Origin of the sequence: Cellulomonas bogoriensis 69B4 = DSM 16987, from assembly GCF_000767165.1 — a bacterium.
Classification (GTDB): Bacteria; Actinomycetota; Actinomycetes; order Actinomycetales; family Cellulomonadaceae; genus Actinotalea; species Actinotalea bogoriensis.
On record NZ_AXCZ01000067.1, the window covers coordinates 1 to 14,316 of the forward strand.

At 72.6% G+C, this 14,316-nt stretch carries 14 protein-coding genes; 5 read left to right on the forward strand and 9 right to left on the reverse strand.

The genetic code is table 11. The features are described from left to right. Positions 1–539 precede the first annotated feature (539 nt). The 5 genes from N869_RS07870 to N869_RS07890 are packed head-to-tail and all read left to right on the forward strand — an operon-like array spanning position 540 to position 8,230. Positions 540–2,063 carry a cytochrome ubiquinol oxidase subunit I gene (locus N869_RS07870; RefSeq protein ID WP_035059968.1) on the forward strand — a complete coding sequence of 508 codons (1,524 nt, stop codon included), beginning with the start codon at positions 540–542 and terminating at the stop codon, positions 2,061–2,063. Positions 2,064–2,074: 11 nt separating this feature from the next. Next, on the forward strand, positions 2,075–3,094 hold the full coding sequence (cydB, locus tag N869_RS07875) for a cytochrome d ubiquinol oxidase subunit II (protein WP_035059970.1): 1,020 nt from the start codon (positions 2,075–2,077) through the stop codon (positions 3,092–3,094). Beyond that, positions 3,091–4,779 (forward strand): thiol reductant ABC exporter subunit CydD, encoded by a 1,689-nt coding sequence (gene cydD, locus N869_RS07880; protein ID WP_035059972.1) that lies wholly within the window; start codon positions 3,091–3,093, stop codon positions 4,777–4,779. Before cydB ends, cydD begins: the two co-directional genes overlap by 4 nt. Next, complete coding sequence (cydC, locus tag N869_RS07885; protein WP_232229658.1) at positions 4,776–6,530, forward strand: thiol reductant ABC exporter subunit CydC; 1,755 nt, start codon at positions 4,776–4,778, stop codon at positions 6,528–6,530. Before cydD ends, cydC begins: the two co-directional genes overlap by 4 nt. Further along, positions 6,527–8,230 carry a GAF domain-containing sensor histidine kinase gene (locus N869_RS07890; RefSeq protein ID WP_084136695.1) on the forward strand — a complete coding sequence of 568 codons (1,704 nt, stop codon included), beginning with the start codon at positions 6,527–6,529 and terminating at the stop codon, positions 8,228–8,230. Before cydC ends, N869_RS07890 begins: the two co-directional genes overlap by 4 nt. Before the next feature lie 12 nt (positions 8,231–8,242). Here the strand turns inward: N869_RS07890 and N869_RS07895 are convergent, their stop codons facing one another. From N869_RS07895 to N869_RS07935, 9 genes are all read right to left on the reverse strand, one after another. Then, entirely contained in the window at positions 8,243–8,869 is a 627-nt protein-coding gene (locus N869_RS07895) for a response regulator (protein ID WP_035059974.1), read from the reverse strand. A gap of 63 nt (positions 8,870–8,932) precedes the next feature. Then, complete coding sequence (mutM, locus tag N869_RS07900; protein ID WP_035059976.1) at positions 8,933–9,883, reverse strand: bifunctional DNA-formamidopyrimidine glycosylase/DNA-(apurinic or apyrimidinic site) lyase; 951 nt, start codon at positions 9,881–9,883, stop codon at positions 8,933–8,935. A gap of 3 nt (positions 9,884–9,886) precedes the next feature. Next, complete coding sequence (gene rnc / locus N869_RS07905) at positions 9,887–10,618, reverse strand: ribonuclease III (RefSeq protein ID WP_035059978.1); 732 nt, start codon at positions 10,616–10,618, stop codon at positions 9,887–9,889. A 44-nt stretch (positions 10,619–10,662) separates the two neighbouring features. Then, a complete protein-coding gene (rpmF, locus tag N869_RS07910; RefSeq protein WP_035059980.1) occupies positions 10,663–10,860 on the reverse strand; it encodes a 50S ribosomal protein L32 in 198 nt (65 codons plus the stop codon). Between the two features lie 2 nt (positions 10,861–10,862). Then, a complete protein-coding gene (locus tag N869_RS07915) occupies positions 10,863–11,447 on the reverse strand; it encodes a YceD family protein (RefSeq protein WP_035059982.1) in 585 nt (194 codons plus the stop codon). A gap of 106 nt (positions 11,448–11,553) precedes the next feature. Continuing rightward, positions 11,554–12,066 (reverse strand): hypothetical protein, encoded by a 513-nt coding sequence (locus tag N869_RS07920; RefSeq protein ID WP_035059984.1) that lies wholly within the window; start codon positions 12,064–12,066, stop codon positions 11,554–11,556. Then, on the reverse strand, positions 12,063–12,557 hold the full coding sequence (gene coaD, locus N869_RS07925; RefSeq protein WP_035059986.1) for a pantetheine-phosphate adenylyltransferase: 495 nt from the start codon (positions 12,555–12,557) through the stop codon (positions 12,063–12,065). Before coaD ends, N869_RS07920 begins: the two co-directional genes overlap by 4 nt. A gap of 4 nt (positions 12,558–12,561) precedes the next feature. After that, positions 12,562–13,167, reverse strand: a complete 606-nt coding sequence (locus tag N869_RS07930; RefSeq protein WP_052105238.1) for an RsmD family RNA methyltransferase — start codon at positions 13,165–13,167, stop codon at positions 12,562–12,564. Positions 13,168–13,190: 23 nt separating this feature from the next. Further along, positions 13,191–14,316: ATP-dependent DNA helicase RecG (locus tag N869_RS07935; protein WP_035059988.1), on the reverse strand; the 1,126-nt coding region annotated here is incomplete at its 5' end.

Genomic DNA, 14,316 nt, shown 5'->3' on the forward strand with positions numbered 1-14,316 from the left:
CGCGGCATCCGAGGTCACGGTCGTGGCCGGTGCGGACGCGGCTCGGCGGCGTCGGCGGGGGGCAGGCGCCCGGTCCTCCCCGGTTGTGCCGCGCCCCTCGGAGTCGTTCGTCGATTCGTCTGTGCTCACGAAGGTGCTCCTGGCCCGGGGGGCCGTCCACACTCGCCGACCCTCGGGCGGTCTGTCGTCGCGCGGGCGCGTGCACCCGACGACGGAAGTCGTCATGGCGTTCTGCCGGACGGGCGGGCTGCGCCAGCGCCTGCCCGACCGCGCTGGTGAGCGCGGTGGCGGCGCACGGCGAGCCTCGGACCGTGCCCGGCCAAGATCGTCGTGGCGGACATGCCGGTGTGGCGACCTGTCCTTCCGCGCCAAGTATCGCACAGGCAGCACGGGCCGCCCCCCGACGCGCCGGGCCGGGCGCAAGATCGATGTGACGACGCGTCACGAAATGGGGACCAAGGTCCCGGGTCGTCCCATGACATCTTTCCTACCGTCGATACCAGCACCCACACGTCACGCTGCCGCTCGAGGAGACCCCCGTGGACGCACTGGAACTGGCCCGGTGGCAGTTCGGCATCACCACCGTCTACCACTTCATCTTCGTGCCCCTCACCATCGGGCTCGCGCCCCTCGTGGCGATCATGCAGACGTTCTGGGTGCGGACCGGGGACGAGAAGTGGCTGCGGCTGACCAAGTTCTTCGGCAAGCTCCTGCTCATCAACTTCGCGATCGGCGTCGCGACCGGCATCGTGCAGGAGTTCCAGTTCGGAATGAACTGGTCGGAGTACTCGCGGTTCGTGGGCGACGTCTTCGGGGCGCCGCTGGCCATGGAGGCCCTGGCCGCGTTCTTCATCGAGTCCACCTTCCTGGGACTGTGGATCTTCGGGTGGGACAAGCTCCCCCGGCGCGTCCACCTCGGGTGCATCTGGGCCGTCGCCATCGCCTCCAACCTCTCCGCCTACTTCATCATCGCCGCGAACTCCTGGATGCAGCACCCGGTCGGCGCGATCTTCAACGTCGAGACCGGCCGGGCCGAGATGGTCGACATCGTGGCGGTCCTCACCAACTCCACCCTCCTGGCCGCCTTCCCGCACACGATCGCGGCCTCCTTCCTCACCGCGGGCACGTTCGTCGCCGGCATCGCCGCGTGGTGGATGGTGCGCTCGGCACGCAAGGGCGACCTCGCCACCGCCCGCGAGGTGTACCGCCCGGCCGTCGTCCTGGGCATGATCACGATCATGTTCTCCGGCGTCGGGGTCGCGGTCTCCGGTGACATCCAGGCCAAGCTCATGTTCCAGCAGCAGCCCATGAAGATGGCCGCGGCGGAGGCGCTGTGCGTGACCGAGGACGGCGCGGCGTTCTCCATCCTCACCGTCGGCGACCTGACCAACGACTGCGAGGGCGTCCGCCACCTCATCGAGATCCCGGGACTGACCTCGTGGCTCGCCAACGGCGACTTCACGTCCACGATCACCGGGGTCCAGGACCTCCAGGAGCAGTACGAGGCGCAGTTCGCCGAACACTTCGGGGAGGGCATCGACTACACCCCGAACCTCGCCGTGACCTACTGGAGCTTCCGGCTGATGATCGGGTTCGGCATCGGCAGCGCCGCCCTCGCGGCCGCCGCGCTGTGGCTGACCCGCGGCAACCGGGTCACCGACAAGCGCTGGTTCGGGACCCTCGGTCTGGTCGCCATTCCGATGCCGTTCCTCGCCTCGATCTTCGGCTGGGTGTTCACCGAGATGGGCAGGCAACCATGGGTCGTCCACCCCAACCCCGACCCGTCGGGTGTCGACGGGGTCTGGCTGCTCACCATGCGGGGGGTCTCGACCTCGGTCGGCCCCGGCACCGTGCTGACCTCGATGATCGCCTTCACCGGGCTGTACGCCGTGCTCGCGGTGGTCTGGTTCCGGCTCATGCGCCGCTACGCCAGTGAAGGTGTGGCCGAGACCGAGCACGACCCCAGCCCCGATGCGCGCCGCGACGATCCTGACGACGACAGGCCCGGGGGCCCCGAGGACCCCGACGGCACACCCGACCGCCCGCTGTCCTTCGCGTACTGACAGGAGCCGACATGGACCTGCCTCTGCTCTGGTTCCTGCTCATCGCCGTCCTGTGGACGGGCTACCTCGTCCTCGAGGGCTTCGACTTCGGCGTCGGGATGCTGCTGCCCGTCCTGGGCCGCAACGACAAGGACCGCCGGACCCTGATCAACACGATCGGGCCGGTCTGGGACGGCAACGAGGTGTGGCTCCTGACCGCCGGGGGCGCGACCTTCGCGGCGTTCCCCCACTGGTACGCCACCATGTTCTCCGGCTTCTACATCCCTCTGCTGCTCATCCTGCTCGCCCTGATCGTGCGTGTGGTCGCCTTCGAGTGGCGCGGCAAGATCAACGACGACGGGTGGCGGGCCTGGGCCGACCGCGCCATCATCTTCGGATCCGTGACGCCGGCGTTCCTGTGGGGTGTGGCGTTCGCGAACCTCGTCCGGGGCGTCCACCTGGACGCCGACCACCAGTACGTGGGAACGCTGCTGGACCTGCTCAACCCGTACGCGCTCCTCGGTGGCGCCACGACGCTGATGATCTTCCTCACGCACGGGACCGTGTTCGTGGCACTCAAGACCGACGGCCCGATCCGCCACCAGGCCGGGAAGCTCGCCACCCGCCTGGCGGCCCTCACCGTCGTCGTGGCGGGGTCCTGGGCGGTGTGGACCCAGATCGCCTACTCCACGACCTGGACCTGGGTCGCCACGGCCATCGCCGCCGCGGGCCTGGTCAGCACCGTGGCCGCAACCCGGCGCGGGCGGGAGGGTTACGCGTTCACGGCCTCGGCGGTGGCCATCGTCGCCGCCGTCGTGCTGATCTTCGGATCGATGTTCCCCGACGTCATGCCCGCCGTCGACCCCGCCAACTCACTCACCATCGAGAACGCCTCGTCCTCGGCCTACACGCTGCGCATCATGACCTGGGTCGCAGTCATCCTCACGCCCTTCGTCCTGCTCTACCAGGGCTGGACCTACTGGGTGTTCCGCAAGCGCATCACCAGCGCCCAGATCCCCGACCACACCGGCCTCACGTTCACCCGCAGGTGAAGCCGCTCGACCCGCGCCTGCTCCGACGAGCCCGCGCCGCCCGGCGCTACGTCGTGCTCACGGCGGGCACCGGCGCGCTCACCGCCGCACTCGTCATCGCCCAGGCGCTCCTGCTCGCCCACGCCCTGGCACCCGTGGTCACCCGGGAAGGTGACTGGCCCGACGTCGCCCCCACGGTCGGGTGGCTCGCCGCGGTCGTCGCTCTGCGCGCACTGCTGACCGGCGCCCAGGAGCGCTACGCACACCGGGCCGCGACCAGGACCGTCCAGCAGCTCCGACGCGCACTGCTGACCCACGCCGTGGCCCTCGGGCCCCGCGGGGCCGGCACCGAGCAGTCCACCGCGGTCGCGACCCTCGCCACCCGGGGCCTGGCCGACCTGGAACCGTACTTCGTCCGGTACCTGCCCCAGCTCCTGCTCGCCGCCACCGTCACGCCCGCCACCCTGGCCGTCGTCCTCGGCCTGGACTGGATCGCCGCACTCACCATCGCCGTGACGCTCCCCCTGGTGCCGCTGTTCATGGTGCTGGTCGGGTGGCTCACCCAGGGGTACGCGCGCCGACGCCTGAGCACGATGGCGCGCCTGGGTGACCAGGTCATGGACCTGCTAGCCGGTCTGCCCACCCTCAAGGCCCTGGGTCGCGAGACCGGACCGGCCACCCGTGTCCGCGCACTCGGGGAGTCCCACCGGCGGGCCACCATGGGAACCCTGCGGGTCGCGTTCCTGTCGGGCATGGTCCTGGAGCTCCTCACGACCCTCGCCGTCGCCCTCGTCGCCGTCGGTGTCGGGTTCCGCCTGGTCTACGGCCACCTCGACCTCACCACCGCCCTCGCCGTCCTCGTCCTGGCCCCTGAGGTGTACTTCCCCCTACGCCAGGTGGGAGCGCACTTCCACGCCTCGGCGGACGGTGTGGCGGCCGCCGAGCGCACCTTCGAGGTGCTCGACCGCCCCGTACCCGCGCCGGGGGCCGCCCCTGCACCGGACCTGAGGACCGCCACCCTCACGCTCCACGACGTGAGCGTCACCGCCCCCGAGCGCGACACGGTCGCACCCGCCCACCTGGACCTCGTGCTGCGACCCGGCGAGGTGCACGCACTGACCGGGCCGAACGGCGCGGGCAAGTCCACCGCCGTCGCCGTCGTCCTGGGCCTGCTACGGCCCGAGACGGGCTCGGTCACCGTCACCGCAGCGGACGGCACACGCACCCCGCTGCACGACCTGCAACCCGCCACCTGGTGGAACCAGATCACGTGGGTGCCCCAACGAGCCGTGCTCGTGCCGGGCACCCTCGCCGACCTCGTCGACGACGGTCGCCGGATCAGTGCCGTCGCCCGCACCCACGCCGCGACCCTCACCGGGCTGCAGGACGTCGTCGACCGTCTCCCCCACGGCTGGGACACCTCCCTGGGCCACGGCGGTCACGGACTGAGCCTCGGTGAGCGCCAACGGCTGGCGCTCACACGCGCCCTTCTCGCGCGCACCCCCCTGGTCGTGCTCGACGAGCCGACCGCACACCTCGACCACGACGCCGAGGACGTCGTGGTGCAGGCCGTCCGGCGGCTCCGGGAGTCCGGACGCACCGTCCTGCTCGTCTCCCACCGGGCGAGCACCCTCGCGGTGGCCGACCGCGTCACGCCCTGCACCGCAGCCAGCAGCCGGACCGAGCCCGCACCGGCCCGCCCGTGACTCCCCACCGCGACCCCCTGGTCCAGGCCGTGCACCTGCTCGACATCTCCTGGCGGCGTGTCGCGCTCGCGACCGTCACCGGTGCCGGGGCGCTGGGCAGCGCCGTCGCCCTGGCCGCGGTCTCCGCGTGGCTCATCGCCCGCGCGTCCCAGATGCCCCCGGTCATGACCCTGTCCATGGCAGCCGTCGCCGTCCGCATGTTCGGGATCACCCGAGGCCTGCTCCGCTACCTCGAACGTCTGCTCTCCCACGATCTCGCCCTGCGCGGGATGGCGACCCTGCGCACACGCATCTACACGCGCCTCGCGGACGGCAGCGCCGACACCCTGATGCGACTGCGCCGCGGCGACCTCCTCGCCCGCGTGGGCGCCGACGTCGACATGATCGGCGACGTCGTGGTGCGAGGACTGATGCCCCTCGGCGTCGCACTCGTCGTCAGCACCGGGAGCGTGGCGCTCCTGGCCGCGTTCTTCCCGGCCGCGGGCCTGGCGCTGGCGGCGTGCCTGCTGGTGGCGGGAGCAGTGGCGCCCTTGCTGGCCGTGCACGCGGTCCGCACCGTGCAGCGCGACACCGCCAGGGCTCGCGCCGAGGTGTCCGCGGTGAGCCTCACCCTGCTCCATGGTGGGCCCGAGCTCACCGTCTCAGGACGCACCGACGACGTGCTGGCCGAGCTCGACGCCGCCGAACGGGCCCTCGCCCGCGCCGAGGACCGGGGCGCTGCACCCGCAGCGGTCGCTGCGGCCGTCCTCCCCCTCGCGACCGGCCTGGCGGTCCTGTCCGCACTGGTGCTCGGCACGCCCGCGACGACCGCCGGGACGTTGGACCCGGTCCTGCTCGCCGTGGTCGTCCTGACACCGCTGGCCGCGTTCGAGGCCGTGTCGTTGCTTCCGGCGGCCGGAGTGCAGGTCCTGCGGTCCCGCGAGGCCGCGCGTCGCATCATGGAGCTCGTGGACGGGCCGACCACGACCACCGACGAGACCGTGCCGGCCCCCGGGACCGGGGGTCGCCCCGTCCTGCGGGCCCGCGACCTGCGGTGCGCCTGGCCCGGGGGCCGGTCCCTCCTCGACGGGTTGGACCTCGACCTCGAACCCGGACGCTCGCTGGCGATCGTCGGGCCCAGCGGCGTCGGGAAGACGACCCTGCTGCTGACGCTCGCAGGGCTGCTCCCACCGGCCTCGGGCACGGTCGAGGTCGACGGCCGACCGGCGACGGCGCGCTCACGGCCACCGGCCGTCAGCCTCACCGCCGAGGACGCCCACGTGTTCGACACCACCGTCCTGGAGAACCTGCGCGTGGCGCGCGGGGACGTCACACCCGCGCAGGCCCGTGCGGCCATGGCCGCCGTCGGGGCGGGCCCCTGGCTCGAGGCGCTGCCGCTGGGGCTAGACACCGTCCTCGGCAGCGACGCAGGCAGGATCTCGGGCGGGGAGCGTCGCCGCCTCCTGCTCGCCCGGGCGCTCCTGGGTCCCTCTCCGCTCCTCCTGCTGGACGAACCCACCGAGCACGTCGACGAAGGCGCGGCGGACCTGCTGGCCTCGCTGCTGCGAACCGACGACGGTCCGGCGGTCGGGCGCGGCGTCCTGGTCGTGACCCACCGCCTCGACGGACTGGAGCACGCGGACGAGATCATCGTCCTCGAACCTGACGGCAGCGTTCGAGAGCGAGGGTCTCCTCGTGCGATCCTCGGGAGGTCGGCCCCCACGGCGACCAGCGGCCCAGGAGCACCACCCGAGGGAGAGGACCGCCCGTGACCCCGATCGTGCGCGAGCACCACGACAGCTCGCTCGCCGCCGCCGACCTGCTGCAGGCGGCCCTCGGCCTGGCCTCCGACCTCGACCTGCCGACCGTCCTGCAGCGGTTCGTGCAGGCGAGCGCCGACCTCACCGGAGCCCGCTACGCCGCGATCAACGTGCTCGACGCCCGGGGCCGGTCGACCACCTTCGTGCACACGGGGGTCGACGAGCAGATCGCGGCACTGCTCGGGCGTGCACCCCACTCCACCGGCGTGCTGGCTGCGATCCCTCCGCACGGGACGTTGCGGCTGACCGACCTGACCGAGCACCCCGACTTCCAGGGGCTGCCGTCCGGACATCCCCGCATGGGCGCGTTCCTGGGCACCGCCGTGCGTGTGCGGGACCGGATCTTCGGGCACCTGTACCTGTCCGAGAAGAGCGGCGGCTTCACGTCCGAGGACGACGAGGCAGTCATCACGCTCGCCGCGGCGGCGGCCGTCGCGATCCAGAACGCCCAGCTCTACGGGCAGGCCGCCCACCGCGAGGAGTGGCTGCGAGCCGGGCAGACGATCACCACGATGCTGCTCCAGGGCGCAGACGAGGAGGAGGTGCTCCTGGAGATCGCCCGGTCCTCCCGGCAGGTCGCACGCGCCGACACCGCGGCCCTGGTCCTGCCGAGCCTCGGTGACACCATGGTGATGGAGATCGTCGACGGGGTGGGCGCGGAGGAGCTGCTCGGCACCGTCATGCCCCCCGACGGCAGGGCGCGGACAGTGCTGCGCGACGGCAACGGCCTGGTGGTGGACTCCCTGTCACGCGCCCGTGCGATGCGTGTGGCGGCGATGCGCCAGTTCGGGCCCGCCATGTACGCACCCATGCACGCCGACGGGCGTGGGGTGGGCGTCCTGGTCCTGCTCCGCCGGGTCGGGTCCCCCCAGTTCGACCCCAGCGACCTCGCCACGGCCGAGTCCTACGCAGGCCAGGCCGCGATCGCGCTCGTCCTGGCCGAGGCACGACACGCCCAGGACGTCGCGGCCCTCCTCGACGAGCGTGAGCGGATCGCCAGGGACCTCCACGACCTCGCGATCCAGCAGCTCTTCGCCACCGGGATGCAGCTGGAGACCGTCCGGCGACGAGCCGCGCGCGGCGTCGACCCCGCAGAGCTCACCGGCATCGTGGAGGACGCCCTCGACAACGTCGACTCCACCGTCCGTCAGATCCGCTCCATCGTCCACGCGCTCCGGGACCCCGACGCCAGCGCCCCCCTCGCCGAGCGTCTGCGCCGCGAGGCCTCCCTGGCCCGGACCGGGCTGGGCTTCGCCCCGTCGCTCGTCATCCACGTCGACGGCCGGGTCCTGGACTCCGGGGAGTCCCTCGACGGTGACGCCGGTGTGATCGACGACCGCGTCGGCGAGGACATGGCCGACGACATCGTCGCCGTCGTGCGGGAAGGACTCGCCAACGCGGCGCGCCACGCGCGTGCCTCGTCCGTAGCCGTCCTCGTCGCGCTCCACGGAGACGCCCCGTCGGGTCGGATCACCGTCGAGGTCCAGGACGACGGGACAGGCCTCCCGGACGACCGTGAGCGGCGGTCCGGGACGGATAACCTCGCGGCGAGGGCCCGCCGCCACGGCGGAGAGTTCACCCTCGGGACCACCAGCGAGGGTCGGGGGACGCTGCTGACCTGGCAGGCACCGGTCAAGGGCAGGGCCCGCTGACGACCTCAGCCGCTAGTCGCCCGACTCGGCGCGCCAGGCGCTGCGCTTGTGCCCCGCGACCCACGCAGCAGCCTGGGTGCGCCGTTGCAGGCCCATCTTCGACAGCAACGACGTGATGTGGTTCTTCACCGTCTTCTCCGCGACGCCGAGGCGCTCGGCGATCTCACGGTTGGACATGCCCTCACCGATCAGGTCGAGCACCTTGCGCTCGCTGGGCGTGAGGTCCTCGGTGGGGTCGTCGTGCCCAGCACGACGCCGGGTCACCGTCCGCTCGTCCAGCAGGGTGCGTCCCGCCGAGACCGACCGGATGACGTCGGCGATCTCGGCCCCTCGTACGCTCTTCAGGACGTAGGCGGCCGCACCTGCCTGCAACGCTGCGGCGAGCGCGTCGTCGTCGTCGAAGGACGTCAGCACGATCGCACGTGTATCGGGCAAGGTATCGCGCAGGGAGGACATCAGGTCGATGCCGGTGCCGTCAGGGAGCTGCAGGTCGACCAGCATCACCTGCGGGCGGACCAGGTTGGCACGCCGGATCCCCTCGGCGACCGAGCCGGCCTCCGCGACCACCGACATGCCCTCGGTGCGATCGATCACCTCCGCGATGCCGCGCCGGACGACCTCGTGGTCGTCGACGATCATGACCGCGATCTCTGCGTTGGGCCCGGACGCGGCGGGCGTAACTGTGGCTGCCACGGGTCGATCCTAGGCAGTGGTGCGGGCCCGGCGGGACAGGCGCTCCGCAGATGGACGCCGCTGGCACCGCGGGCAGGTGAACGAGGAGCGGTTCATGAAGGGGTCGCGCACCACCGTCGCGCCGCAGCGGGGGCACGGACGCCCGGCCTGCCCGTAGACCGCCAGCGAGCGGTCGAAGTAGCCGGAGGCGCCGTTGACGTTCACGTACAGCGCGTCGAAGCTGGTGCCGCCGGCCAGCAGCGCCTCGGACATCACCTCGTGCGCGGCCCGCAGCAGTGAGTGCGCACGGGGACGGCTCAGCCGGTCGCACGGGCGGGTGAAGTGCAGACCCGCGCGCCACAGCGCCTCGTCCGCGTAGATGTTCCCGATCCCGGACACGACCGTCTGGTCGAGCAGGACCCGCTTCACCTCGCGCCCGGTCCTGCGCACACGTCCGACGAGCAGCTCGCGGTCCAGCGCCGGGTCCAGCAGGTCCCGCGCGATGTGACCCACCGGCACCGGGACAGCGGCCAGAGGACTCCCCCGCCCACCCGGTGCCCCGTCGGCGGTGGGGACGAGCTCGGTGACCGCGAGGTGGCCGAAGGTGCGCTGGTCCACGAATGACAGGGTGAGAGGGCCGCCCGGGCCCTCGAGCGCGAGGGTGGCCCTCGTGTGCCGGTGCGGGGCGGGTGCGGTCGGTGGCCCGGCCACGGACTCCCCCTGCGCGACCAGCAGCTGGCCGCTCATCCCCAGGTGGGCCATGAGCGCGGAGTCGTCATCGAGCAGGAGCCACAGGAACTTGCCGCGGCGGACCGCGGCCGTGATCACCCGTCCTCGTAGACGGTCCGAGAAGTCCCGGGGTCCTCCGTCGTGTCTCCGCACCGCGGAGTCCCGGTGGACGGTCACGGTCCGGACCGTGCTCCCCAGGACGTGCCGGGCCAAGCCGTCACGGACGGTCTCGACCTCGGGAAGCTCGGGCACCGGTCAGCCGTGGGACGCCTGACCCTGCGGGGACCGCTCCAGCAGCGTCCGGTAGGCGGCGGCAGCGGCACCCTGCTCGGCGATCTTCTTCGCCGGACCGACGCCGGACCCCTGGACCTGACCGGCGAGCACGACCTGAGCGGTGAACGTGCGCGCGTGGTCCGGGCCCTCACCCAGCACCTGGTAGGCCGGAACGCCGAGTTCCAGGCGCGCGGCCAGCTCCTGGAGCGAGGTCTTCCAGTCCAGGCCGGCACCCAGGTCTGCGGCGCGCGTGAGCGTCGGGTCGACGAGCCGCTCGACCAGGGCCCGCGCGGGCTCGAGCCCATGGGTGAGGTACACCGCGCCAAGAAGGGCCTCGAGGGTGTCGGACAGGATCGAGTCCTTGTCGCGACCACCGGTGGCCTGCTCACCCTTGCCGAGCAGCAGGTAGGCCCCCAGGTCGAGCTCGCGAGCGATCGCGGCGAGCGCACGCTGGGACACCGTCGCGGCCCGCATCTTCGCGAGCTCGCCCTCGGACAGGTCCGGGTGCCGGCGGTACAGGGCCTCGGTGACGACCAGCCCCAGGACCGTGTCGCCGAGGAACTCCAGGCGTTCGTTCGTGGGGATGCCCCCGGCCTCGTGGGCGAACGACCTGTGTGTCAGGGACAGCACGAGAAGCTCGGGGTCCAGGTGGACCCCGAGCTTCTCGGCCAGGAGTGCAGCGGGTGCGAGCTCGCCCGTTCCACGGTCTCTCATCGACCGCTCACCAGCGGCTCGCCCACGACGTCACCGGAGGACGGTCAGTTCGACTCGTGCTCGGTACGCAGCGCCTCGACGTACTGCCGGCTCTTGTAGGCCCCGCACGCCGGGCACGCCTGGTGCGGGCGGGCCTGGGCAGAGCACCGGGCGCAGGTGGTGAGGGTCGTAGCGGTCGTCTTCCACTGCGACCGACGCGCACGGGTGTTGCTGCGCGACATCTTGCGCTTCGGAACAGCCACGGCTAGCTCTCTCTCTTCTCGTCGAACACGTTCTTCAACCGGTCGAGCTCAGCCCACCGGGGGTCCAGGACGTCGTGCTGGTGATCGGCGTTCTCCGGGTCCGCCAGCCTCGCCCCGCACTCGGAGCACAGGCCTGGGCAGTCCGTAGAACAGACCGGGCGGAACGGCAGCGCTGGCACCACCACGTCCCGGACCGCGGGCTCGAGGTCGACCAGGTCGCCGACGAGCTCACGGCTCTCCTCCTCGTCGTCGCCTTCCTCGGCCGCGGCACGCGCACGGTCGGGGTAGTAGTACAGCTCCTGGAGGGTGGCGTCGACATCGACGACGACCTCCTCCAGGCACCGCACGCACTCCCCGACCGCGCGGACGCGGACGTCTCCGGAGATGAGGATCCCCTCCATGACGGACTCGAGCCTCACGTCGAGGTCGAGGTCGTCACCGGTGGGGACACCGATCACGGCGGTACCGAGATCCTCCGGCGCTGGCACGGTCCGTCGCACCGCTCGCATGGTCCCCGGCCGCCGCGCGATCTCGTGCGTCTCCAGCACGAGCGGTGAACGGGGGTCCAGGGTGATGCGGGGCTCCACGAGATCGGTCCAAGGTCGAGGGGTCTCGGTCCACGCCATGAGCGGCAGGACCAACGAGAGATGCTACGGCATCGGCGTGCCCTTCCCAAACGCTGACGTGGTGCCCTCAGGTCGGCGGGTCCTCGACAGGGGTGTCCCCGAGGCGGCCGGCCAGCTTGGCCCGCCCCGCCTGGACCTGCGCCAGGACCTTTCCCAGGTCGATCTCGAAGTCCGCGAGCCGCCGGTCGCAGTAGTCGTCCGCGTCACGGCGCAGCTCCCCTGCAGTGGCCTCGGCCGCGTCGACCACCTCCTGCGCGCGGTGCGTCGCCGCTCGCAGGACGTCCTCCGCCGACACCAACCGCGCGGCCTGCGCGCGTGCCTCTGCCACGATGCGCGCCGCCTCCTCACGCGCCTCGGCCTGCACCCTGTCCACCTGGGTGAGCAGGTCGTCGGCCCGGGCGAGCTGGTCGGGCAGCACCTGCCGTGCCCGCTCGAGGAGCTCGAGCACCTCGGGCCGGCTCACCAGCACCGAGGACGACATCGGCATGGCCCGCGCACCGGTGACCACCTGCTCCAGCTCCTGCAGCACGACCTCCAGGCCCTGCTCGGGCTGGGACGCCTGCTCCTCTTCGCCGTTCACGGGCTGCCCCCCTCCCTCTTCGCGAACGCTGCCCGGACCGCCGCGGCGACGCCCGGCGGCACCAGGTCGTCGATGGGCCCTCCGTGCCGCGCGACGTCCTTGACCAGCGACGAGGCGATGTGCGCCACACCACGGTCGGCCGGCAGGTAGACGGTCTCCACCCCCGCCAGGTGCCTGTTCATCAGCGCCATCGGCAGCTCGGCATCCAGGTCGGCTCCCCCCCGGAGACCCTTGACCAGGGTGGCCCGGCCGAGCTGTCGGCACAGGTCGACGAGCAGACCCCGGACCGCCACGACCCGCACCCCGGGCAGGTGGGCGACGGCCCGCCCGACCAGGTCCACGCGCTCCTGGACACCGAGCAGGGGGGACTTGGCGGCGTTGCTCGCGACGGCCACGACCACCTCGTCGAACAGGTGGCTGGCGCGGGTGATCACGTCCACGTGCCCCAGCGTCACGGGGTCGAAGGAGCCGGGGCACACCGCTGTCCTCACGCCCTCACCCTAGGCCTGGTCCCGGGTCGTGGCACCCCGCGGCGTCCGGTGCGACTCCGGCGAACCACAGGCGGGTCTCGCCGTAGCGCCGGTCACCCTCACCCACGAGCCGCCCGTCGCCGGGCACGTGCGGCCACCGTGGTTCCGGGCTGCGGGCCGACCTCTCGACCACCACGAGGGCCGCGGGTGCCAGGTGCGGCAGCAGTGCGACCAGGACGTCGGCGAGCCCGTCCTCGTCCATGTCGTAGGGAGGGTCGCAGAACACCAGGTCCGCAGCCTGGTCAGGCTCCCGGCGCAGGTATGTCACGACCTTCTCGCACACGACGCCGACCCCGTGCAGCCCGAGAGTCCTGACGTTGCGCTCGCACGCCCGGGCGGCTCCCCGGGCCGCGTCCACGAGCACCACGCGGCGCGCGCCCCTGCTCGCGGCCTCCAGCCCGAGGGCCCCCGACCCGGCGAACAGGTCCAGGACGTGGGCCCCCTGCACCGCGCCCAGGTGCTCGAGCCGGGAGAACAGGGCCTCGCGCACGCGGTCGCTGGTGGGTCGGGTACCGGCCGGCGGGACGACCAGGGACCGACCGCCCGCCGAGCCCGCCACGATCCGTGTCACACCCCCAGCCTAGGGCGGCGCGATCAGGCCCGTTCCAGGAACTCCTCGCGCCCCGGGTCGAGCACCGCCGCGATGGCGCGTCGGAGCTCGGGGTGGCCGGTCAGCTCGCGGTCCTGCTCGATCACGGCACGTGCGTCCCGTCGCGCCTCGGCGATCACCTTCCCGTCCCGTGCGACGCGCAGGAGCCGCAACGAGCTGGTGGCACCGGACTGCGCCACTCCCAGCACGTCACCCTCACGGCGCAGGTCGAGGTCGACGGCTGCGAGCTCGAACCCGTCCGTCGTGCCCGCGATCGCCTCGACCCTGCTGCGCGCATCGGTTCCGTCCACAGCCCCGGACACCAGCAGGCACAGGCCCGGAGCCGCGCCGCGACCCACCCTCCCCCGCAGCTGGTGCAGCTGGGAGAGCCCGAAGCGGTCCGCGTCGAGGACCACCATCACCGTCGCCTCGGGCACGTCGACACCGACCTCGACGACCGTCGTGGCGACCAGGACCTGCACCTCGCCCGCGGCGAACTGGGCCATGACCCGGTCCTTGTCCGCCGGGGCCAGTCGGCCGTGGAGCACCCCCACCTCCACCCCCGCGAGCGCGGGGTGGTCCTGGAGCTCGTCGGCCACCTCGACGACCGCGCGCGACGGGCGGGTCCCTGGGCCCGGGGGCTCCTCCTCCACGGGCGTCCCGGCGTCGTCCTCCTCGGGCGTGTCGTCGGGGGCGATGCGGGGGCAGACCACGTAGGCGCGGTGGCCTGCGTCCACCTCCTCCCGGACCCGCTGCCACATACGGGCGGTCCACGCCTGGTTGTCGGCCGGGACGACGTGGGTGGTGATCGGTGACCGTCCGGGCGGCAGGTCCCGCAGGACGGAGGTCTCCAGGTCACCGAAGACCGTCATCGCGACGGTGCGCGGGATCGGGGTGGCGGTCATGACCAGCAGGTGCGGTCGCGTGCCGTCCGGTCGACGCAGGGAGTCGCGCTGCTCGACGCCGAACCGGTGCTGCTCGTCCACGACGACGAGCCCGAGGTCGGCGAACTGCACCTGGGGGCCCAGCAGTGCGTGGGTGCCCACCACGATCCCGGCCCTGCCACCGGCGGCGTCGGCCAGGGCCTCGCGCCGCGCACCGGCGCCGGCGGACCCGGTCAGGAGGGCGACG

Excerpts from the sequence above, each read along its gene's own strand:
- N869_RS07895 (WP_035059974.1), bottom strand. The coding sequence starts at position 8,869 with ATGATCGTCGACGACCACGAGGTCGTCCGGCGCGGCATCGCGGAGGTG.
- cydB (WP_035059970.1), top strand. The coding sequence starts at position 2,075 with ATGGACCTGCCTCTGCTCTGGTTCCTGCTCATCGCCGTCCTGTGGACG.
- rnc (WP_035059978.1), bottom strand. The coding sequence starts at position 10,618 with ATGAGAGACCGTGGAACGGGCGAGCTCGCACCCGCTGCACTCCTGGCC.